The sequence below is a fragment of the Promicromonospora sp. NPDC110617 genome (assembly GCF_055598465.1).
The window spans coordinates 384,492-406,589 of sequence record NZ_JBVKBM010000001.1 but is presented as its reverse complement, the minus strand read 5'-3'; the positions used below and the strand labels follow the sequence as shown (position 1 = coordinate 406,589).

The following is a 22,098-nucleotide window of genomic DNA, read 5'->3' as shown; positions in this document are numbered from 1 at the left end:
GACAGGACAGTCCGGGACGCCGGGGGCGTGGTGGGATGACGCCATGCAGCACGATCTCCACCTCGCCGCCCACGGCGTCCGCCTCGAACCGCTGACGCGCGACCACGCGCCGGCCCTGGCCGCGCTGGTCGACACCCAGCTCTGGGCGGGCATGACCAGTGCCCTCCCCGACACGGTCCCGGCGATGGAGGCGTACGTGGACGCCGCCTTCGCGGCCCCGGACCACCTCGCGTTCGCGGTGCTCGGGGCCGACGGCGCGGTGCGCGGCTCGACCCGGCTCTACGAGCTCAACGCCGGGCAGCGCCGCGTCGAGATCGGCTCGACGTTCTACGGGCGCGACTGGTGGGCCGGCGAGACCAACCCGGCGTGCAAGCTGATGCTGCTGCGGCACGCGTTCGAGGAGCTGGGGCTGCGCCGCGTGGCTCTGCGCTGCGACGCGCGCAACACGCGGTCCCGTGCGGCGATCCTCAAGCTCGGCGCACAGGAGGAAGGCCGGCTGCGCGCGCACCGCGTGGCCCCCGACGGTTCCGAGGGCGACACCCTGTACTTCTCGATCCTGTCGGACGAGTGGCCCGGCGTCCGCGACGGCCTCGAGGCGCGGCTGACGGCCCGCACTGCCGTGTCCGAATCCCGCTAGCCGCCGCGCCCGGACGGGGCGCAGGATGGTGGGCATGACCGACGTCGAGCTCCGCGATCCCGCGTTCACCGAGCGCTACCGCGCCATCGCCGCGCGTGACTCCCGCTTCGACGGGCAGTTCTACACCGCGGTCCGTACCACCGGGATCTACTGCCGGCCCTCGTGCCCGGCGCGCACGCCGAAGGCCGAGAACGTCTCGTTCTACCTGACGTCCGCCGCCGCGCACGAGGCCGGCTTCCGGGCCTGCAAGCGCTGCCTCCCCGAGGCCGCCCCGGGCACGCCCGCATGGGACCTGCGCCGCGACCTCACGGGCCGCGCCATGCGCCTGGTCGCCGACGGCGTGGTCGACCGCGAGGGCGTGTCCGGCCTGGCGCAGCGCCTGGGCTACTCCGAGCGGCAGCTCCACCGGCTGCTGGTCGGCGAGCTGGGCGCCGGGCCGCTGGCCCTCGCCCGGGCACAGCGCGCGCAGACGGCGCGCGCCCTCCTGGTCGGCACCTCGCTGCGCCTGGCCGACGTCGCGTTCGCCGCCGGGTTCGGCTCGATCCGGCAGTTCAACGACACCGTGGCCGAGGTCTTCGGCGCGACGCCGTCGGAGCTGCGCGCCCGCGCCCGGCGCCCGGCGGGGTCAGGCACGACCCGTGAGATCGGTCGGTCGCCGCGAGCTCGGTCGGTTGACGGACCGAGCTCAGGGCATCAGACCGAAGTCGCGGCAGCGGCGGGCGAGCCCGTGCGGATCTCCCTCACGCTGCCTGTGCGCGAGCCGTTCGACGCGCGCGGCGTGCTGGAGTTCCTGGCCGTCCGCGCGGTCGAAGGGGTGGAGTCAGCCGACCTGGGCCCGGCGGTCCCGGCCGGTGCGGACGGGCCGGCCCGGTCGGCCGACGGCGCGGCGCACGTGCTCCGGTACGCCCGCACCGTCGTCCTGCCGCACGGCCCGGCGGCGTTCGAGGTGCGGGTGCCCCGGCCGGGCAGCGGCCGCGTCGACCTGGACCTCGAGCTCGCCGATCTCGCGGACGCCCCGGTCGCCGTCGCGCGCGTGCGGCGGCTGCTGGACCTCGACGCCGACCCGGTCGCCGTCGACTCCTCGCTCGCGGCCGACCCCGTGCTCGCGCCGTCGGTCGAGGCCGTGCCCGGGATCCGGGTGCCCGGCACGCTGGACCCGGCCGAGCTGCTGGTCCGCGCGATCGTGGGCCAGCAGATCAGCGTCGCCGCGGCGCGCACGCACCTGTCGCGCCTGGCGAAGGGCGTGGGCACCCCGTACGTCTCGGCGTTCGAGGGACTCAGCATGCTGTTCCCGACGCCGCGGCAGATCGCCGGTCCCCCGGCCCCGCCGGACGACCCGCACGGTCGGGCGGACGGCGCGGCGGGCAACGGCGTCCCGGCAGGCGTCCCGGCCGCCCAGGGCGGCGCCCCCTACCTCCGGCTGCCCGCCCGGACGCTCGCGACCGTGCTCGGCGCGGCCCGGGACCTCGCGGACGGCGCCCTCACCCTGAGCGTCGGCGACGACCCCGACGACCTCCGGCGCCGGCTCGTGGCGCGGCCGGGGATCGGCCCGTGGACGGCCGGTTACGTGGCGCTGCGCGTGCTCGGCGACCCGGACGTGCTCATGGACGGCGACGTCGCCCTGCTCGCCGGGGCCCGCAACCTCGGGCTGGTCTCCGCCGAGGACTCCCGGCCCCACCAGTTCAAGGAGCTCGCCCTCCGCGGCGCGGCCTGGGCGCCCTGGCGCTCGTACGCCGCGATGCACCTCTGGCGCTCCGCCTGACGTGTCAGACCCACAGGTCACCCGAGTGACCTGTGCACCTGACAGCTCGAACTCTCGGAAGGAAGAACATGAGGACCACGACCCTGATCACCCCGGACGGCCCCTTCAGCGTCGTCGTCGCGGCGGTCCCCGCCCGCGACGGCGGCCCGGCAACCCGCGAGACGCAGGAGCAGGTGCTGGCCGCCGGCTGGACGGACGACGTCGACGCGCTGCTCGCCCTGGTCCACCCCACGCTGCGCCCGTCCGGCGACGTCCGGGACACGAACCCGACGGGGCTGCTCGCCGAGGCCGCGGACGCCGTCCGCGCCTACTACGACGGCGACCACGGGGCGCCCGGGCGTGTCCCCGTGCTCCAGGCGAGCGGGCCGTACCGGACCCACGCGTGGGACGTGCTACGCGAGGTGAAGGCCGGCGAGCGGCTGACGTACAGCGAGTACGCGGTCCGGACCGGCCGCCCGGCCGCCGTCCGCGCGGCGGCCGGGGCGTGCGCCATGAACGCGGCCGCACTGTTCGTGCCGTGCCACCGCATCCTGCGCACGGACGGCACGCTCGGCGGGTTCCGCTACGGGCTGCCCATCAAGGAGAGCCTGCTGGCCCGCGAGGCCCCTGCGGCGTAACGTTCGAGGCGACTATGGCGGCGTCAGCCCTTGACCGAACCCGCCAGCAGGCCGCGCACGAAGTACCGCTGCAGCGACAGGAAGACGATCAGCGGCACGATCATCGAGATGAACGCACCGGCCGACAGCAGGTGCCAGTCGCCACCGCGCGAGCCCGCGAGCTCGGCGACCCGGACCGTGAGCGGGAACGTGTTGAGGTCACCCATGACCAGGGCGACCAGCAGGTCGTTCCACACCCACAGGAACTGGAAGATCGCGAACGCGGCCAGCGCCGGGGTGAGCAGCGGCAGCACCACCCGGAAGAAGACCTGCACGTGGCCGGCGCCGTCCATCCGCGCCGCCTCGACCAGGGACCTCGGGATCTCCTTCATGAAGTTGTGCAGCAGGAAGATCGCGAGCGGCAGCGCGAAGATCGAGTGCGACAACCAGATGGTCCAGAACGTGCCGTTGATGCCCAGGTCCACGTAGGCCGACAGCAGCGGCACCAGCGTGATCTGGATCGGCACGATCTGCAGGGCGAACACCGCGATGAACAGGAAGTCGGCGCCCTTGAAGTCGACCCAGGCGAACCCGTACGCGGCCAGCAGCGCGAGGGTGATCGGGATGAACACCGCGGGCAGCGTGACCACGAACGAGTTGATGAAGAACACGGCCAGGTTGGTCGACCCGTCGAACAGCGCGGCCTCGTAGTTGCGCAGCGAGAACACGCCCTCGCCGGCGAAGGCCGAACCGAACACGGTCCACCAGCCGCTCTGCCGGATGTCCAGCTCCGGGCGGAACGACGTGATCAGCAGGCCGACCGTCGGGATGGTCCACAGGATGGCGATGACCACGGCGAGGGTGCTCGCCCACGGGTTGGAGAGTGCCTTGCGCGCCTTGCGGGCCCGGCCGCTGATATCGGACTTCGCCCGGGGCACCTCGGGTGCCGCGTCGGCTGTCTTGACGGTGCTCATCGGACATCCTCCGAGAGGCGCTGCTGGCGCACGTTGTAGATGATCACCGGGATCACGATGACGAACAGCAGCACGGCCAGCGCCGCGCTGAGGCCCGCCTCGTTCTGCCGGAACCGCTGGTCGTAGAACTCCAGGGCCACGATCGAGGTGTTGAACTGGCCCGCGGTCATCGTTCGGACGATGTCGAAGGTTTTCAGCGTCGTCATCGCGATCGTGGTGAGCACGACCACCAGCGCAGGCCGGATGCTCGGGATGGTGATGCGCCAGAACATGCCGACGCCGGAGACGCCGTCGAGCCGGGCGGCCTCGATGATGTCGTCGGGGATCGCCTTGATCGACGCCGACAGCAGCGTCATCGCGAAGCCCGCCTGGATCCAGATGAACACCACCATGATGAGGAACGTGTTCAGGGGCCGGCTGATGAGGAACTGCTGCGGCTCGCCGCCCAGCCAGACGATGAACTGGTTGAGCAGGCCGGTCTGGTTCACGCCCGCCGGCTTGAACTCGTAGACGAACTTCCAGATGATCGACGCGCCCACCATCGAGATGGCCATCGGCAGGAACACGAGCCCCTTGGCCACCGCCTCGAAGCGGCTCTTGTCGACCAGGTAGGCGTACAGCAGGCCGAGGAACGTGGCCACGAGCGGGGCGACCAGCACCCACAGCGCCGTGTTGCCGAGCACGATGAGGAACTTCGGCTCGGTGAAGGCCACCACGTAGTTGTCGAGACCGACGAACTCCGTGCTGTTGCGGTTCATGAACGAGTTGATGACCGTACGGATCGCCGGGTACACCAGGCCGATCAGGAGCAGCAGCAGCGCCGCGCCCGTGAACCCGAAGCCGACGAACCACCGCGTGGGGTTACGTGGCCGGTCGACCACGAAGAGGATGATGCCCATCAGCACGACGAACAACACGATCGCGATGAGCATCAGCAAAAGTTTGTGCACGGGGTCGTCCCCGGCATACAGCAGCCAGTCCATGGCTATCTCCCTGTCGCGTCCTGGTCCGGTCGTCCTTGACTCGTCCCGCCCCTCAGCCTAGGACGGCGGAGGCGTGGGACTCGAAGTCCCACGCCTCCGCGCGTCATGGTCGAGGGCCGGGCGTCAGTTCGACGGCCAGGAGTCCTCGATCGTGTCGGTGACCTGCTGGCTGCTCTCGTCGCTGGCGAACCACTCGGTGATGCCGTTCCAGAACGAGTCGGTGCCGACCGCGGCCGGCATGAGGTCCGAGGCGTCGAACCGGGCCACGGTGGCCGGGTCGGCGAGGATCTCGGCGGAGAGCCGGTCGAAGTCCGTCGCGAGCAGCTCCGGGTCCAGGCCGTTGTTGGCGCTCACCCAGCCACCGGCGGGCGTGGCAGCGGCCTTGGCGTTGGCCCAGTCAGCGCTCGACAGGTAGGTCTGGAAGGCCTGCACCTCGGGACGGTCGGTGAACGCGCCGATGAACTCGCCGGCGACCAGCGTCGGCTTCTCGTCGGCGGTCATGGCCGGCAGGTAGAACGCGTAGACGTCGCCGTCCGGGCCCACCTCGGTGCCCTCGGGCCACTGCGTCTGGTAGAAGTTCGCGGCGCGGTGCATCCAGCAGTTGCCGTCCAGGATCGGGTAGCCCGCGTCCGTCCAGGTCGCGGTGGCGATCGAGTCGACGCCGCCCAGGCCGCCGTTCACGTAGTCCGGGTTCTTGAGGATCTCGCCCGCGGTGTCGAACGCGTCGACGATCTGCGGGTCGTTGAACGGGATCTCGTGGGTGTACCACTGGTCGTAGACGTCCGGGCCCGCCGTGCGGAGCACGACGTCCTCGATCCAGTCGGTGCCCGGCCAGCCGGTGGCGTCACCGGACTCCACACCCGCGCACCAGGGGCGGGTGGCGCCCTCGTTGCCCTCGGCGATGGTGGCCGTGAGGTCCATCAGCTCGTCCCAGGTGGTCGGCACCTCGTACCCGGCGTCGGCGAACATCGACGGCGAGTACCAGACGTACGACTTGACGTTGGAGCCCAGCGGCGCGGCGTAGAACGTGCCGTCGACCGTGCCGTACTCCTTCCACTCCGGGGCCCAGCCCTCGTCCACGTTGGCCTCGACCTGCTCCGGCGCGGGGAGGACCGCGTCGTAGTCGTTGACCAGCGTCTGGAGCAGACCGGGCTGCGGCAGGATCGCGATGTCCGGCGGGTTGCCGGCCTGGACGCGCACGGGAAGCTGCGCCTCCATCTCGCGCGAGCCCTCGTAGTTGATGGTGACGCCGGTGCACTTCTCGAACGGCTCGTACGACTTGGTCTGGGTCTCGGCCTCGGGCTCCACGATGGTGGTGTAGACGCTGACCTCCTTGCCGTCGAGGTCACCGAACTCGTCGTAGGCGGCACAGTCGATCGCGGCCTCGGTGGCCTCGCCGCCGTCGCTGCCGCCGCCGTCGTCGCCGGTGTCGGCACAGGCCGTCAGGACCAGGGCCAGGCTCGCGCCGGTCGCCGCCAGGGCGATCGCTCGGCGCTTGGAAGCCATCCGGATAGTCATCTCGTGCTCCTCCACTGCTTCGTGGGCTCAGAACCCTCTGACTTGCGGGTACGGACCGGCAGACTGCCGGGTTGCCCGACCTCAACGCAACCGTGGTTCTCGATCCAATGCAAGCCCATACAGCATCACCTTGCATTACGAAATCGTTGCAATCCCACCGGTCGCCCAAGAGTGGCGAAAAGCCGGGTACGCCACGCGCAAGGCGCCCGCGCACGCCCGCACGGCGGGTGGACGGCGCGACGTAGGCTTGTGCCGCCAGATCTCTGGTGCCCCTACGGAAGGACGGACATGATCGAGCTGAGGACGCCGCGCGAGATCGAGGAGATGCGCCCGGCGGGACGCTTCGTCGCCGACGTGCTGCTCGCCGTCCGCGAGGCCGCGGGCGTCGGGGTGAACCTCCTCGAGCTCGACGAGATCGCGCACAAGATGATCCGCGACCAGGGCGCCGAGTCGTGCTACATCGACTACCACCCCTCGTTCGGCGCGATGCCCTTCGGCAAGGTCATCTGCACCTCCGTGAACGACGCCGTGCTCCACGGCCTGCCCTACGACTACGCGCTCAAGGACGGCGACCTGCTGTCGATCGACTTCGCGGCGTCCGTGAACGGCTGGGTCTCCGACTCCGCGCTGTCCGTCGTCGTGGGCGAGCCCGACCCGGCCCGCGCCGCGCAGGACGTGAAGCTGATCCGCACCACCGAGGTGGCGCTGGAGGCCGGCATCGCCGCCGCGCAGCCGGGCAAGAAGATCGGCGACATCTCGTCGGCGATCGCCGAGGTGGCGCACGCCGCCGGCTACTCGGTCAACACCGACTTCGGCGGGCACGGCGTGGGCCGCACCATGCACGGTGACCCGCACGTGCCGAACAACGGCCGGGCGGGCCGTGGCTTCCCGCTCAAGCCGGGCCTGGTGATCGCGGTGGAGCCGTGGTTCCTGGAGACCACGGACGAGATCTTCACCGACCCCGACGGCTGGACGCTCCGCTCGGCGGACGGCTCGCGCGGCGCCCACTCGGAGCACACGATCGCGATCACGCCGGACGGTCCGCTGATCCTCACCGCGCGCTGACGGAGCGGCTCCCGCTGGTCGGGCTGTCGAGACCCGGGTCTCGACAAGCTCGACCAGCGAAGGAGCTCGACCAGCGAAGGAGCTCGACCAGCGAACGGGGCGCGACCAGCCCTGGGTCAGATCAGGGTCTTCAGCGCCTGGATCACGCCGTGCTGCGAGATGTCGCCCACGGTCTCGTTCGCGATCGCCTTCACGGCGGCGGGGGCGTGGCCCATCGCGACGGCGCGGGCGGCCCAGCTCAGCATCTCGATGTCGTTCAGGCCGTCGCCCACGGCGAGCGTGTTGTGCCGCGGGACGCCGAGCGTGGAGCGGATGTTCTCCAGCGACGTCGCCTTGCTCAGGTGCCGCGGGGTCACGTCGATCCAGTCGGGTCCGGCCTCCGTGGCGGTCACGCCGTGCCGGCGGAGCGGCTCCAGCAGGTCCAGCACGTTCGGCCCCCGCAGGATCGCGCGCGAGGCAGGCATCATGCCCAGCTCGTCGACGCCGACCACGCGCTGGGCGCCGTTGACCTCGTGCGGTTCGAACAGCCGGTTCACGCGGTAGCCGATGCCGATCTCCTCGACGCCGATCTGCACGTCGGGGAACCGGCTCAGCGCCATCCGGACCACCGGGCCGACGTCGAACGTCAGGACGTCCTCGAGCATGTAGCCGTTGGTGCACGTGGCGCACAGCCGCGCCGTCACCGCGCCGTTGGAGGCGACCACCCAGCCGTCGGTGATGCCGAGCTCCTTGGCCACGGGCAGAATCCCCGTCAACGACCTTCCCGACGCCAGGACCACGTGATGCTTCCGGCCACGCACGAGCTGCACGGCCAGAACCGTCGGCCCGGGCACGGGCTGCCCGGTGACCAACAGGGTCCCGTCGATGTCGAGGGCGACCAGGTGAGGCGCGTCGTTGCGCACCCGCATGGACACCGATTGGTCGTCCAGGATCATCACGTACCCCCATGGCACCGTGAGCGCCGTCACCCTTCGACGGATCGCGCCCAAATGTACAGGCATTCGCCCTGTGATCCATACCTTTGCACGGATAACTTTCACCCGTGTCGACAGTCGCCAGATCTTGCCCGACTCAGAGCAGCGAGCGGAGGACGTCCACCACGCCGTCGTCGTCGATCGAACCGGTCACGGCATCGGCCGCCGCCTGCACCGGCTCGGTCGCGTGCCCCATCGCCACGCCCCGTCCGGCCCACCGCAGCATGTCGATGTCGTTGCTGCCGTCACCCACGGCGACGGTGTTCTCGGCCGCCACGCCGAGCTCCTTGCGAACCACCTCGAGGGCCGACGCCTTGGTCACGCCCTGCGGTGCGATGTCCATCCACGCGGACCAGCCGACGGCGTACGTGACGTCGTCGAAGCCGAGCCGCGCTGCGATCTCGTGGAACTCCGCGCTCGTCTCCCCCGGGCTGCGGACCACGACGCGCGTGACGTCGCCGGCCCAGAGCTCCTCGAAGTCCACCACACGGTGCTCCCCGTTGAGCTCGCCCTCGGGAAAGAGCTCGGTCATGCGGAAGCCTACGCCGACATCCTCGACCGCGTAGCGCGCGTGCGGCAGCTCGACCTTGAGCATGCGCAGCACCGGCTCGGGGTCGAACGTCTCGACGCGCTCCAGGGTGTAGCCCATCGGGGCGGTGACGTCGATGCGCGCCGTGACGGCACCGTTCGAGGCGACGATCCACTCGTCCTCGATCTTGAGGTCCGCCGCGACGGGCGTCATCGCGATGAGCGAGCGACCCGACGCCAGCACCACGTGGTGTCCGGCGGCGCGGACGGCGGCGACCGCCTCCCGCGCCGCGTCGGACAGCACCTCGTCGTACGTGACGAGCGTCCCGTCGATGTCGAGGGCGATGAGCTTGCGTTCGATGTCACGGGCCACGCTCGCAGCCTACCGACCGGACGGTGAACGCCGGCCGACGGCAAGGTGATCGACCGCCTACTTCACCGGCTCCAGAACCTCCAGGCCGCCCAGGTACGGGCGCAGGCCCTCCGGGACGTGCACCGAGCCGTCCGGCTGCTGGTGGTTCTCCAGGATCGCGACGATCCAGCGGGTGGTGCCCAGCGTGCCGTTCAGGGTCGCGACGTTCCGGGTCGAGCCGTCCTCGGTCCGCTCACGGACGCCCAGGCGGCGGGCCTGGAACGTGGTGCAGTTCGACGTCGAGGTGAGCTCCAGCCAGCGCTCCTGCGTGGGCAGCCACGCCTCGCAGTCGAACTTCCGGGCCGCCGAGGAGCCCAGGTCGCCCGCCGCCGTGTCGATGACGCGGTAGGGCAGCTCGACCTTGGCCATCATGGCCTCTTCCCAGCCCAGCAGACGCTGGTGCTCGGCCGCCGCGTCCTCGGGGGCGCAGTAGCTGAACATCTCGACCTTGTGGAACTGGTGCACGCGGATGATGCCGCGGGTGTCGCGGCCCGCCGAGCCGGCCTCGCGGCGGTAGCAGGCGCTCCAGCCGGCGTACCGCAGGGGGCCGTCGGACAGGTCCACGATCTCGTCGCTGTGGTAGCCCGCGAGCGCCACCTCCGAGGTGCCGACCAGGTACAGGTCGTCCTTCTCCAGGCGGTAGATCTCGTCGGCGTGCGCGCCCAGGAAGCCCGTGCCCTGCATGGTCTCGGGCTTGACGAGGGTGGGCGTGATCATGGGCGTGAAGCCCTGCTCCACGGCCTGGTCCATCGCCATGTTGAGCAGCGCCAGCTCCAGCCGCGCGCCGATGCCGGTGAGGAAGTAGAACCGCGCCCCGGACACCTTGGCGCCGCGCTTGGTGTCGATCGCGCGCAGGCCCTCGCCGAGCTCCAGGTGGTCCTTGGGCTCGAAGCCCTCGGCCGCGAAGTCGCGGCGGGTCCCGACCTGCTTGACCTCGATGAAGTCCTCCTCGCCGCCCGCGGGCGCGCCCTCGATCACGTTGGCGATCGAGTACAGCACCCGGTCGAGCTCCTGCTCGGCCTCGGCCGCGGTGGCCTGGTGCTGCTTCACCTCCTGCGCGAGCTGCTTGGTGCGGGCCAGCAGCGCCTGCTTCTCGTCGCCCTGCGCCTGCGCCACCTGCTTGCCCAGGGACTTCTGCTCCGCGCGCAGGTTCTCGAACTCGGTCAGGGAGGAGCGGCGGCGCGCGTCGGCGTCGAGCGCCACGTCGACGAGGTCGGGGTCGTCGCCGCGGGCCACCTGGCTCGCGCGGACGACGTCAGGGTTGTCGCGCAGAAGTCGGAGATCGATCACGGGGACGAGCCTAACGGGGCTGTCGCTCTGAATTCGTCCGCAGCGCGACCATCGTGAGCAGTGGCACGGCGGGGATGAGCGCGATCATCGCGATCCGCAGCCCGAAGTCGTTGACCAGCGAGCCCAGGACCGCCATCACCCACATCGCGACCAGCGCGGGGCGCAGGAACTCCCAGCTCCGCTCCGCGCGCGTGAACCAGGCGGGCGTCAGGCGTCGCCGCCACGTCGCCGGCCCGAAGAGGGCGAGGCCGACCAGCACGAGGACCACCACGGTGGCCCAGACCGCCGGCCCGCCCGTGATCGAGTTCAGCGCGTACAGCGCCTTGCGCAGCACGGTGGAGACCGCCTCGCCGTCGACCACCTGGGCCACGAACCGGCCGAGGTGCGAGCGCGACTCGGGCGGGCGCAGCCAGTCCAGGACGCCCACGACGGCCACCAGGCCGACACCGGCCGCGGCGACCCAGGTGAACCGCCAGAGAGTGAGGCGCAGCCCGGACGCGGCGGTGGCGACCACCACGAACGCCGGGACGAGCACCAGGCCGCCACCGAGGTCCGCCCCGAGGGTGGGCCAGACGTCGACCGCCATCGCGATCACGCCCACGACGCTGACGGCCAGGGTGGCCAGGACCCGTCTGCCGCGCGACACGAGGAGCTGCGCCAGCGCGGCCGCGAGCACGATCGCCGCCACCGCGTAGACCGAGAACGTCGGGTTGCCGAAGCCGTAGAACCGCGCGCCGAACGTCGGGGCGGAGCCGAGCGGCGCCGCCCGGTTCAGCGGCGTGCCGAACAGGGCGTCCACCGTGAGCGCGACGAACGTGATGCCCGCGACGACGGCAGGGGCCGCCCACAGGGGCCGTCGTGGGGCGAGCAGGCTCAGCCCGGTCACGGCGGCCGTCACGAGCAGGGTGGCGCCCACGATCGCGAGCACGGGCAGGTCGAACCGCCACCAGCCGGTGAGGGAGACGAGGAACCCGCCCGCCGGGAGCGCCGTCAGCGCCGTGGCGGCGACGACGGCGGCGCGCCGCAGCCCGCCCGGCACGAACGCGACCCGTCGCGGCACCCACCAGCAGGCCGCCGCCAGGGCGAGGCCCAGCCAGAACGGCACGTCGACGAGCCAGATGTACGCGTCCCGGCGCACGTGGTCGCGCGCCGTCATGTCCGCGAGCTCGTCGGCGGTGAGCCAGGCCGAGGCGGGGCGCTCCCCGGCCCGCAGCAGCGGCGTCGGGTCGATGTCGGCGGGCAGGTCCACGCCGACGGCGTCGAGCACCGCCGCCGGGACGTCCATCAGGCGCGCGACGCCCTCCGTGCGGGTCGCCGTGCTGGCCAGGTAGCGCGGCAGCCCGTCGTAGTTCGCCGAGGGGCGCACCAGGGCGGGCCCCAGCTCCAGCGCGTGCTCCGGCGTGGTGGCCACGTCGATCACGAGCACTGTCGCGTCCGCGGGGGCGGCGGCCAGCACGCGCCACACCGTGAGGTCGACGGCGGCGACGAGGTCGGCGCGGATGGCCTCGACCTGGTCGGCGCCGTCGGGCTGCTTCTCCAGGTCCGCCCGCTCGGCGACGTCCAGCAGCGCGGAGCCCGCGTCCACGAACGTGACGGGGCAGTCCCAGGCGCCCGAGTCCGCGGCCAGCGCCGCGTCGAGGTCGAAGTACCGGCCGACGCTGCCGTCCCCCTCGGCGAGCGCGACGGCCGCGCCCGGCCCGACGGCCGTCGTGCACTCGTCGGCGAGGGCGTCCCCGAACGTGCCGGGGTGGGCGGCGTAGCCGGAGCCGCGCTGCAGCGCGGTCAGCCGGTCCCACTGGTCGACGACGGCGGGCCGGTCGCCCTCCGCGGTCCCGGCACCGGCCGAGCCGGCGTCCGCGTCCCCGGCGTCCGCGGCGTCCTTGCCCGCTCCGCCGTCCGCCGTGTCCTCCGCCAGCGGCGTCACGGTGATCTCGTCGCAGATCCAGTGCCGGTCGGCGTCGCGCTCGTCGGCGACCTCGGCCAGGCGCCCGGCCGACAGGCTGAGCCACCCGCTGTCCGGGCACCGCGCGGCGCGCCCGTTGGGGAGGGTCAGGCCCGCGGCGTCCGCGCCGTCGGTGAGCATGCCGTAGAGGGTGGGCGCGGGGGCGGTCCCGGTGTCGAGGGACGGCTGGACGTCGGTCCAGCGCAGACCCTGCGTGCCGATCACGACCACGTTCTCGCCGGGCGGCACCACGGGCTCGGCGCTGCTCAGGGAGCCCGACTCCTCGCCGGCGGCCTCGGCGCCGGGCACGGGCAGCACTGCCGCCGCGAAGAGCAGGCTGAGCAGCAGCGCGCCGGACAGGCCCAGCACGGCCGACGGCACGCGGCGGACCGGCTCAGTCTGCCGGCCGGAGGGGAGCCAGCCGCGGGCGCCGAGGAACCGGGTCACCAGGTCCGGACGCGCCGCGAGCAGCGCGACCAGGGCGAACGGCACGAACAGTGTGAGCCCGCGCAGGCGGTCCCCGAAGTACGGCGCGGCGTCCACGGCGACGGTCACGAGCGCGACGGCGCTCACGGCCGCCACCCCGAGCCACACCGGCCGGGTGGGTCGCTGGGTCTCGCGGGCGCGGGCGCCGTCGCCGAGCACCGAGCCGGCGCTCGTCGCCGTGCGCCGACGCGCCGCGTAGGCCGCGAGCCCGCCCGCGAGGACCAGGCCGGACACCGCGTAGATCACGAAGGCCACGTCCGAGAACCCGTAGAAGCGGTCCGCGGTGGCGAGCGACGGGCCCAGGAGCGAGGCCTGCAGCAGCGTGAACCCCGTGACCCCGTCGATCGTGAAGACCAGCCAGGTCAGGCCCGCCGCCGCGACGGCGTTGCGCCACGGGGCCGGAGGGAGCAGCCGCGAGACGCCCCGGATGCCGAGCGCGACGGCGACCGCGGCCACCGTCAGCGACAGGGCCAGGCCGAACTCCGGCGCGGGCCACACCCACCACCGGGAGAGCGTCGCCAGGCTCGCCGCTGCCGGCGCCGACACCGCGAGCAGCACGGCGCTCAGGGCCAGCCGCTGCCGGTACGGCCCGGGCTCCCGCCGGGGACGGGCGGCGCGCCGCGGCAGCACCAGGACGAGCACGGCGATCAGCAGGAACAGGACGATCACCCCGGCGAAGGCGGGCACCTGCGCGGGGATCGTGTCGGCCAGGACGTTGATGTACTGCCGGTTCTCGACCGTGCGGGCGACCGTGGTCCGCCGCGGCTCGCCCACCTCGATCGGCGAGCCGTCGATCGAGGGCTCCTCGAGCGCCGGGTCCGGCCCGGGCTGTTCCTCGGCCTCGGGGTCCGGGAGGGCGCCGGCGGCCTCGGCTGCGGTAGCCGTGAGGTCGGTGAGCTGCACGAACCCGGTGCTCCGCGACGCGTCCGACGTCAGCCAGCGCACCCGGGGGACGTCCACCACCCAGTCCACGACGACCTGGAGGCCCTGCTGCGTGAGCGGCGTGTCCGCGACGCCCGCCACGAGCACCCGCGTGCCGGCGGGCAGGCTCCGGGTCAGGCTGCTGAGCGTGCCGTCCAGGGTCTCCAGCGCCTGGGCCCGCTCGGGCCCCTCGGGCAGGCTGCCGGCGTCGACGACGGTGACTGGGCACTCCGTGAGGGCGTCGTCCCAGGCCGGGCCCCGTGCGCCGAAGGTGCTCGCCGAGCCCTCTGCGCCGTCCGAGGTCAGGGCGTCCAGCGAGGGGACGTACCGGCCCACGGTCCCGTCCGCGCGGGCGAGCATGACGGCGGCGCCCGGCCCGACCGCGGTCGAGCACGCGTCCGCCTCGTCCAGCATCTCGCCGAGGAGGCCGGGGGCGGGCGCCTCCTCGCGCTCGGCGGGCTCGGCCGGCTCGGCGGCCTCCTCCTCGTCCTCGTCCTTCTCCGGGAGCTGCGCCCAGCCGTCGATCGTGGCGCGCGCCGGCTCCGCGTCGCCGGAGCCCTGCCCGGCACCCGTCGCGGGCTCGGGCACCGGCGTGCACGACGTCGCCCCGCGCGCCTCACGCTTCTCGCCGTCCGGGCTCTCGGGGTCCGGCTGGTCGGCGCGCTCGGCGGTGCCGGCCGAGACCGTCCGGCTGCCCGCCGAGAGCGTGAGCCACGCGTCCAGCGGGCACGTGGCGGGCGCCGCGGTCCGCACGTTGATCGACGCGACCGAGCCGCCGCCGATCATGTGCCACAGGGTCGGGGTGGTGCTCCGGGAGACGTCCGTCCACCGCAGCCCGGCCACGCCGACCACCACGACGGGAGCGGCCGGCGCGAGCTCCACGGCCGAGGACGCGGATCGCGGGGCCGCCGACGCGGTCGTCGGGCCGATCAGGCCCAGCAGGGCCGCGACGAGCATGACGAGGGCGGCGGGCACGGTCAGTGTCCGGGTGGAGCGGGGATTCACCCGCCCAGGGTAGATGGCCGCGGCCGTCACGGGGCCCGGACCAGGAGCGCACCCGGCTGGACGCGCACGTCGACCTCGACGGCCCGGCCGAGGGGATCTCCGTCGACCTGGGCCTCCTCGCCCGCGGGCACGCGGATGCGCGCCCGGCGGGCCTTGGTGTGGTCGATGCGGCCGAGCTTCTCTGGCAGCTCGTTCCGCACCCCCACCCCCTGCATGGCGATCTCCAGGGTCAGCTGGGCCCAGCCGAGCACCCCGCCGCGCACGTCGACGGCGGCCACGTCGAGCACCCCGTCGTCGAGCACGGCGTCGGGCAGCAGGGTGACGCCGCCGGGAAGCATGCCCACGTTGCCCACCATGATCGACCGGGCCCGGGCCTCCACCGGCGGTTGGTCGTCGAGCTGCAGGCTGGCGCGCATGCGCCGGGCCTGCATGTGCGAGAGGCCCGCCACGAAGTAGGCCACCCAGCCCACCCTCTTCTTCAGGCCGGAGTCGGCCGTGGCGACCATCGCGGCGTCGAAGCCCAGGCCCGCGATGACGAGGAAGATGTGCTCGCGGTCCGTGTCGGGCTCGTGGTCGGGCTGGTTCGGGTGCTCGTCGTTGCGCGGGGTGTCCGCGAACTCCACGACCCGCAGCCAGCCGACGTCGATGGCCCGCGTGCGGCCGGCCAGGATCACGTCGAGGGCCTCGTCCATGCTGGTCAGCGGCAGCTCGAGGTTGCGCGCCAGGAGGTTGCCCGTGCCCACCGGCAGCACGCCCATCGGCGTGCCCGAGCCGACCATCGTCTCGGCGACGGCGCGCACCGTGCCGTCGCCCCCGGCCGCGATCACGATGTCCGCGCCGTCGTCCAGCGCCTGCCGGGCCTGCCCCTTGCCGGGGTCGTCGATCGTGGTCTCGTACCAGAGCGGCTCCGGGAGCCCGTTCGCCGCGCAGTGCGCCCGCACCTGGGCGGGCAGCCCGCTCGCGTGCAGCTTGGACGGGTTCACGACCACCGCGATCTGCCGGGCCGCCGGCGCGCTCTGCGGCACGGCGCGCCGGCCCTCCCGGCGACGCATCCAGGCCTGCTGCGACCACGCGCCGGCGGCGACGGCGAGTGCCAGTACCCCGATGACGATCGCGATGATGCCAAGCCAGACCTGCCACTCCATGAGGTCAGGGTACGGGGCCGGCCTGAGGGTCGATCAGCTGCGGACGTTCGACCCCGCGTGCCGCACGGCGTCCACCGCGCCGCGCATCTTGCGCGCGTTCACGGCCAGCAGGACGTCGCGGTACTGGGCCGCCCGGTGGATCTGCCCCTTGAGGTCGTTGGCGGAGGCCCGGTGCTTGAGGTCGCACGGCACCTCGACGGCGACGTACCCCTTGCGCAGCAGGTCGATGGTCATGCCGGTCTCGACGCCCCAGCCGCGGGCGAGCGGCGTGGCCGCCTCGAACGCCTCGCGGGTGAGGCACCGCATGCCGGACAACGGCTGCGACGGGCTCCAGCCCGTCATGGCCTCGATGGCCCGGCGGGACGCGCCGACGACGACGCCCCGGCCACCGGCACCGGCCTGCTTGGGCAGCAGCGCGATCGCGAGGTCGGCGACGCCCTCACGGACCGGGCGCACGAGGGGGGCGGTGTTCACGGCGGTGTCGCCGAGGTCGCCGTCGATGAACATGAGGAGACGCGGGGGCCGCCCGTCGGCGTCGCGCATCGCCACCACCGCCGCGCCCGTCTCCATCGCGGCGGCCTTGCCGCGGTTGTGGGAGTGGCGCACGACGACGGCGCCCGCGGCGCGCGCCACGTGCTGCGTGTCGTCCTCGGAGCCGTCGTCGACCACGAGCACGAGGTCGACATGGGGGATCGCACGCGCGGAGCGCACGGTGGCGGCAATGCGCTCGGCCTCGTCCTTGGCGGGAATGATGGCCGCCACCCGCTGGACGTTCTTGCCTGCCTGTGCATTGCCGGGACGCGTGGTCTTCGCGACCGGGAGAGCGTTCACACCTGTCCTGCCTGAAGCGTCGATTTGCCGTGGTGAGTGTTCGGATAGCCCTTTGCTTGGTGAGTGCAAAGGTTTACCCCTGGAATCCTACTCCCTTGGTCCGCTAGTTGCCGAAACCTGGGCCGCTCGTGGCGATCCTCGGTGACAGCCGTAGCGTTCCGGGCCGCTCGCGCACGACCGGCCGGGGCGTCCGGTCTAGCGCAGGGTGACCTGGCGAGAGACGATACCTGCTCTTGCGCGTCGCTCGTTCGCATCAAGCGGCTCCCTGATGGAAAGTGCTTTCGCGAGCTTCTCGCCGAGCTCGGCCACGGGACCCTCCAGGTCGGCGGCCTCGGTGCCCTTCGGCAGCTCCCAGACCGGGACGACCAGGCCGGACGCACGAAACGCTCCCACGAACCTTCCACCCGCGAGCCCTGACTCGCGCTTTGCGTGCAGGCGGGAGATCGCGTCGATGACGTCGTCCTCCGGCTCGGGGCGTGCCCAGCGGAGGAACTCGCGCGACATGCTGCACCAGTAGGCGGACTCGACCGAGGTGACCTTGACGGTGGGGATCGCGCCGTCGGCCGCGTCCTCCAGGTTCTGCTTGAGCTCCGGCGTCACGTCGGCGCTCGGGTCGAGCCAGTAGTCGAACGTGTCGTGCACGGTGACCTCGAACGGCACGCTCAGGTCGAGCACGTCCTGCAGCCGCGGGCCCTCGCCCGGCAGCTCGCCCGACTCCACGGCCGTACCCGGCTCCAGCTCCATCGCCTCCAGCAGGGCGGCGGCGAGGTCGCGGCTCACGTCACCCGAGCCGACGATGCCCTGCACGGCGAGCAGCAGCGTGCCGTCGGCCCGGTGCAGCGCGGTCCAGGCGCCGGGCAGGAGCGTCACCACCGTGACGTCACGGGAACCGTACTCGGCGGTGGTGCGGGCGGTCGCGGTCGCCGACGGGACGATCTCGCGCATCGCCACCCAGTCGGTCTCCCCGGGGAGACCTTCGAAGGGCCGGAGCACGAAGTCGGAGGAGGGGTTCTTGGCCATGCGGCGAGTGTATCCGCGCGCATGGTCGCAGATCTGTCCTCCCGGTGATGTTTCGGGGCAGCCCGTCGGACGGGACGATGATGGAACCGTGGAACCCTGGCTCGCTGCGCACCTGCCCGTGCTCGACCTCGCGCTGGACGCCGTCCTCGCCGTGCAGCGCGCGGCCGCCCGGGCGGGCGCGGCCGACCCCGTGCTCCTCGACCCGGCCCGCGCCGACCCCGCCCGGGTCGCCGTCGGCTTCGCGTCCGACCGCGTCCTCGCGCTCGACGGGCAGCCGGTGCAGGGCTTCGCCCCGCTCTCCGGCTTCTTCGCCACGGCCGACGGCTGGGTCCGCACGCACGCGAACTACCCGCACCACCGCGCCCGCCTGACGGCGCTCGCCGGGCTGCCCGACGACGCCGGCCGCCCCGCGTTCGCGGAGCGGCTCACCGCGCTCTCGGCGCAGGACCTGGAGGACCGCGCCGCCGAGGCAGGCGCGATCGTCGCGCGCGTCCGGACCGAGCAGGAGTGGCGGGAGTCCGCGCCGGGGCGCGCCGCCGCGGCGGGCCCGCTGGTGCGGACCGGGGTGCGCGGACCCGCGACCGGAGCGCGCGCCCGCCGGGCGGGCGCGACGCCGGCGGCCGGCATCCGGGTGCTCGACCTGACCCGGGTCATCGCCGGGCCGGTCGCCACGCGGACGCTCGCCCTGCTGGGCGCGGACGTGCTGCGGGTGGACCCGCCGGAACCCGTTGAGATCGAGTGGCAGCACCTCGACACGGGGCAGGGCAAGCGCAGCGCCGTCCTGGACCTGCGGGACGCCCGCGATCGCCGCACGGCCCAGGACCTGCTCGACGCCGCCGACGTGCTCGTGACCGGCTACCGGCCCGGCGCGATCGAGGTGTTCGGGCTCCGGGTGCCGCCCGGCGCGGTGACCGGGCGGGTGTCCGCCTGGGGCGACGCCGGCCCGTGGGCCGGCCGCCGCGGCTTCGACTCGATCGTGCAGGCGGCCAGCGGGATCGCGCTGCTGGAGGGGGGCGACGGGACGCCCGGAGCACTGCCCGCCCAGGCGCTCGACCACGCCTCGGGGTACCTGCTCGCGGCGGGGATCGTGGACGCCCTCACGCTCCGGCGCGACGACGGCCTCGGCCGCGACGTCGCGGTGTCGCTCGCGCGCACCGCCGCCTGGCTGCTGGACCTGCCGGGACGCGACCCGGTGCACCCGGCCGCCGCAACGGCGTCGGGCACGGGGACGGAGCGCGACGGGACCGTGACGCACGCGGGCGTCACGACCGCGCGGCCGGTGCTCCCGGGGTACGCCGACTACCCGTACCCCGCGCACCCGTGGGGTACGGACGCGCCGGGCTGGCTGCCCGTCCCCGGCTAGGGGCGGGCGCGGGCGTCCGGTCAGGCGCGGATGCGGCTGCGGCGGGCGACCAGGAGCGAGGCGGCGCCGCCGAGGACCAGGGCGCCGGCCGCCGACGTCAGGGCGGTGGCCTCGGCGCCGGTCGTGGCGAGCCGGACGGGAGCGTCCAGCGTGGCCTCGGTCAGCGAGCCGGACTCGCGCTCGGTCGTGGCCGCGGTGTCCTGGCTCGGCACGTACGCGGTGAGCTCGGCCCCGGCGGTGTCGGCCTCGGTCGGGCCCTCCCACTGCTGGCCCGGCGCCTGGACGGCCACCGGGGGCTCCGACGCCTCGACCTGCACGGGGGTGACGGCCTTCGCGGGGGCCTCGGCCTCGGCCTCGGCGGCCGCCGGCTTCTCGGCGGGCGTGGTGGCCTGCTCGACCTCGGTCTCGACCTGCGGCTGCGCCTCGGCGGCAGACTCGTTGGCCTCCTCCACGTACTCCCACACGGCCTCGCGGACCTTTTCCCGGTCCTCGTCGGTCCAGTCGCGGTGGTTGCCCTGGGGCGTCGCGCCGCGACCGCAGTTGCCGTCCTCGGAGCGGCCGTCCTTCGAGCCGCCGTACTGCGGCACGTCGTAGTCGGGCTCCGTGTAGCTGGCGGGCTGGTACGAGCGCGGGGCCTGCGCCTCGCGGCCGCGGTCGTGCCCACGGTCGTTCCCGCGGTCGTGGCCACGGTCGTTCCCGCGGTCGTAGCCGGCGGAGTGCCCGTCCGGCCCGTCGTGCCCGTGGCCCTCGTGCGCCATCGCCGGGCTGGCGACGGCGGTCGCCGCGGTGGCGAGCGCGATCGTCGCCACGACGCGGGTGGCCGCGGACCTGGCGACGGACGAAGGCTTGACGGCGGCGTGCTTCATGAGAGCTGCTCCAGCATGGTCGGCTACGACGGCCCGGAACCCGGGACGCCACGACGCTACCTGATCGGTAATAGCCGGAAAAAGGGGTAGACCGGAAAAACCTGATGCGATGGTAACGATCCGATAACAACGGACACAAGAATGGAACCTTCTGAAAGCGCCGGAGAACGCAAACGGGGTGGAGCGCCAATGGCGCTCCACCCCGCTACGTCAAGACCGAAGAGGCTGGGGTCCTCCCGGGGAATTCAGCTCAGGAAAGACCTCCCAGCAGACCGCCGGTGAGGCCGCTCACGGCACCGCCGGTGAGGCCGTCCACGGCACCGGTCACGCCACCGACGGTGTCCTTGACGGCGCCGCCGGCGACGCCCTCGACGGTGCCGGTCACGGTCTTCACCACGGGCTTGGCCACGCCGTCCACGACGACGTCCTTCACGACGGGCTTGGCGACACCGTCCACGACGACGTCCTTGACGAGCGGCTTGGCCACGCCGTCCACGACGGTGTCCTTGACGACCGGCGTCACGACGTCCTCGACCACGTTGCCCTTGACGACGCCGCCGACGACCCCGCCGAGCACCACGTCACCGACGACGGGCTTGGCCACGCCGTTCACGACACCCGGCACGACGTCGCCGGTCACGGTGCCGACGGCACCCGGGACGACCGAGCCGGTCACGTTGCCCACGGTCGAGGTGACGCCCGGCACGACGCCGCCCTGCACGGCGCCCACGGCGCCCGGCACCACACCGGTGGCGACCGGCTTGACGACGCCGTCCACGGCGACGTCGCCCACGACCGTCTCGACCGCACCGGCGGCCGGGGTGGTGACCTTGGCGACGAGGCCCGGAACGCTGGCGACCACGCCGGGAACGTTCGAGACGACGCTGTTCACGACGCCGCCCACGCCGCCGAGCACGCCCGGCAGGTTGGCCGTGAGGCCGGCGACCGGAGCGGTCACGCCGCCCAGGACGTTCGGCACGTTGCGGATCACGTCGGCCACGGTGGCCGGCACGTTCTCGACGGTGCCGGTCGCGACGCCCGTCACGGTGCCCGCGGCGCCGTTCACGACATCGCCCTGCAGCACGCCACCGGCCACGCCGTTGACGACGTCACCCTGCAGCACGCCGCCGGTCACCCCGGAGACGACGCCGGTCGCGGTGCCCAGAGCACCGCCGCCGAGCACGTTGGCCAGCGCGGCCTTGGCGGTGCCGGTCACGCCGGACACGGCCGAGCCGCCGGTCACGCCACCGACGACGTCGGAGACGACCTGGGGCGCGGCACCCTGGAGGGCGCCCGAGACGTACTGCGCCGGCTCGTAGTTCGGCGCGAGGGCCGTGGTGGGGGCGATGGAGGCGGGGAGCTCAGCCTTCTTCACCACGTCCGTGACCACGTCGGTCGCGGGGAGCGAGCCGGTGAGCTCGCTGAGGTCGATCGAGGTCGACGAGAGGGCAGGGACCGCCGACTTGAGGCCCTCGGCGGTGGTGCCGAGGTCCCCGAGGGAGTCCAGCGGCGAGGCCTCGGCGGCCATGGCCGGCGCAGCCATGCTCGTGGCCGCGGTTGCGATGGCGACGGTCGCGATGGTCCGCGCGCCCGCCGATGCGGTCTTCTTCTTGTGTGCTGCGTGCTTCAAAAGGTGCTCCAGCATCTCGATGCGCAAATGCGCGTTCGGTCCTTGAGCCACCGAACTTAGCCCGCACCCCCGGGTGAATAAAATCACCCTGATCACGATTCGGTAACGATGGACGAATTGGACCCTGGATGCCAGTCCGCCCGGCATATC

17 protein-coding genes are annotated in these 22,098 nt (G+C 73.2%); 5 read left to right on the top strand and 12 right to left on the bottom strand.

The window, feature by feature from the left end; translation table 11 throughout:
- Positions 1–43 precede the first annotated feature (43 nt).
- The 3 genes from ACZ7LE_RS01745 (at position 44) to ACZ7LE_RS01735 (ending at position 3,016) form a co-directional block, all read left to right on the top strand.
- Positions 44–637: a GNAT family N-acetyltransferase gene (locus ACZ7LE_RS01745; protein WP_470401676.1), complete on the top strand. Its 594-nt coding sequence runs from the start codon at positions 44–46 to the stop codon at positions 635–637.
- A gap of 34 nt (positions 638–671) precedes the next feature.
- On the top strand, positions 672–2,399 hold the full coding sequence (locus ACZ7LE_RS01740; RefSeq protein ID WP_470401675.1) for a DNA-3-methyladenine glycosylase 2 family protein: 1,728 nt from the start codon (positions 672–674) through the stop codon (positions 2,397–2,399).
- A gap of 68 nt (positions 2,400–2,467) precedes the next feature.
- Complete coding sequence (locus ACZ7LE_RS01735) at positions 2,468–3,016, top strand: methylated-DNA--[protein]-cysteine S-methyltransferase (RefSeq protein ID WP_470401674.1); 549 nt, start codon at positions 2,468–2,470, stop codon at positions 3,014–3,016.
- Between the two features lie 23 nt (positions 3,017–3,039).
- On the opposite strand, the gene ACZ7LE_RS01730 is transcribed toward ACZ7LE_RS01735, so the two are convergent.
- The 3 genes from ACZ7LE_RS01730 to ACZ7LE_RS01720 all read right to left on the bottom strand — a co-directional run bounded on the left by ACZ7LE_RS01730 (position 3,040) and on the right by ACZ7LE_RS01720 (position 6,470).
- Entirely contained in the window at positions 3,040–3,969 is a 930-nt protein-coding gene (locus ACZ7LE_RS01730) for a carbohydrate ABC transporter permease (RefSeq protein ID WP_377230318.1), read from the bottom strand.
- Positions 3,966–4,952: a carbohydrate ABC transporter permease gene (locus ACZ7LE_RS01725; protein WP_470401673.1), complete on the bottom strand. Its 987-nt coding sequence runs from the start codon at positions 4,950–4,952 to the stop codon at positions 3,966–3,968. Before ACZ7LE_RS01725 ends, ACZ7LE_RS01730 begins: the two co-directional genes overlap by 4 nt.
- A 123-nt stretch (positions 4,953–5,075) precedes the next feature.
- Positions 5,076–6,470 (bottom strand): ABC transporter substrate-binding protein, encoded by a 1,395-nt coding sequence (locus tag ACZ7LE_RS01720; protein WP_470401672.1) that lies wholly within the window; start codon positions 6,468–6,470, stop codon positions 5,076–5,078.
- 288 nt (positions 6,471–6,758) lie between these two features.
- Here ACZ7LE_RS01720 and map point away from each other — a divergent pair, with 288 nt between their 5' ends.
- Positions 6,759–7,535, top strand: coding sequence for a type I methionyl aminopeptidase (gene map / locus ACZ7LE_RS01715; RefSeq protein ID WP_470401671.1), 777 nt, complete (start codon positions 6,759–6,761; stop codon positions 7,533–7,535).
- 116 nt (positions 7,536–7,651) lie between these two features.
- On the opposite strand, the gene ACZ7LE_RS01710 is transcribed toward map, so the two are convergent.
- The 7 genes from ACZ7LE_RS01710 to ACZ7LE_RS01680 form a co-directional block, all read right to left on the bottom strand.
- On the bottom strand, positions 7,652–8,470 hold the full coding sequence (locus ACZ7LE_RS01710; protein WP_470401670.1) for an HAD family hydrolase: 819 nt from the start codon (positions 8,468–8,470) through the stop codon (positions 7,652–7,654).
- Between the two features lie 136 nt (positions 8,471–8,606).
- The gene (locus ACZ7LE_RS01705; RefSeq protein ID WP_470401669.1) at positions 8,607–9,410 is read right to left on the bottom strand and encodes an HAD family hydrolase; all 804 of its coding nucleotides are present in this window, start codon (positions 9,408–9,410) and stop codon (positions 8,607–8,609) included.
- 57 nt (positions 9,411–9,467) lie between these two features.
- Entirely contained in the window at positions 9,468–10,739 is a 1,272-nt protein-coding gene (gene serS, locus ACZ7LE_RS01700; protein ID WP_470401668.1) for a serine--tRNA ligase, read from the bottom strand.
- Between the two features lie 10 nt (positions 10,740–10,749).
- Positions 10,750–15,093, bottom strand: a complete 4,344-nt coding sequence (locus ACZ7LE_RS01695; RefSeq protein ID WP_470401667.1) for a hypothetical protein — start codon at positions 15,091–15,093, stop codon at positions 10,750–10,752.
- A 26-nt stretch (positions 15,094–15,119) separates the two neighbouring features.
- Positions 15,120–16,238 carry a diacylglycerol/lipid kinase family protein gene (locus ACZ7LE_RS01690; protein WP_470401666.1) on the bottom strand — a complete coding sequence of 373 codons (1,119 nt, stop codon included), beginning with the start codon at positions 16,236–16,238 and terminating at the stop codon, positions 15,120–15,122.
- 33 nt (positions 16,239–16,271) lie between these two features.
- Complete coding sequence (locus ACZ7LE_RS01685) at positions 16,272–17,069, bottom strand: glycosyltransferase family 2 protein (protein ID WP_142032120.1); 798 nt, start codon at positions 17,067–17,069, stop codon at positions 16,272–16,274.
- Between the two features lie 195 nt (positions 17,070–17,264).
- Positions 17,265–18,089, bottom strand: coding sequence for a DUF5926 family protein (locus ACZ7LE_RS01680; RefSeq protein ID WP_470401665.1), 825 nt, complete (start codon positions 18,087–18,089; stop codon positions 17,265–17,267).
- A gap of 88 nt (positions 18,090–18,177) precedes the next feature.
- On the opposite strand from ACZ7LE_RS01680, the gene ACZ7LE_RS01675 reads away from it, so the two are divergent.
- Positions 18,178–19,452 (top strand): CoA transferase, encoded by a 1,275-nt coding sequence (locus tag ACZ7LE_RS01675; protein WP_470401664.1) that lies wholly within the window; start codon positions 18,178–18,180, stop codon positions 19,450–19,452.
- Positions 19,453–19,472: 20 nt separating this feature from the next.
- On the opposite strand, the gene ACZ7LE_RS01670 is transcribed toward ACZ7LE_RS01675, so the two are convergent.
- Both ACZ7LE_RS01670 and ACZ7LE_RS01665 read right to left on the bottom strand, forming a co-directional pair.
- Entirely contained in the window at positions 19,473–20,318 is an 846-nt protein-coding gene (locus ACZ7LE_RS01670) for an LPXTG cell wall anchor domain-containing protein (RefSeq protein WP_470401663.1), read from the bottom strand.
- 250 nt (positions 20,319–20,568) lie between these two features.
- Positions 20,569–21,948 (bottom strand): hypothetical protein, encoded by a 1,380-nt coding sequence (locus ACZ7LE_RS01665; protein ID WP_470401662.1) that lies wholly within the window; start codon positions 21,946–21,948, stop codon positions 20,569–20,571.
- Positions 21,949–22,098 lie beyond the last annotated feature (150 nt).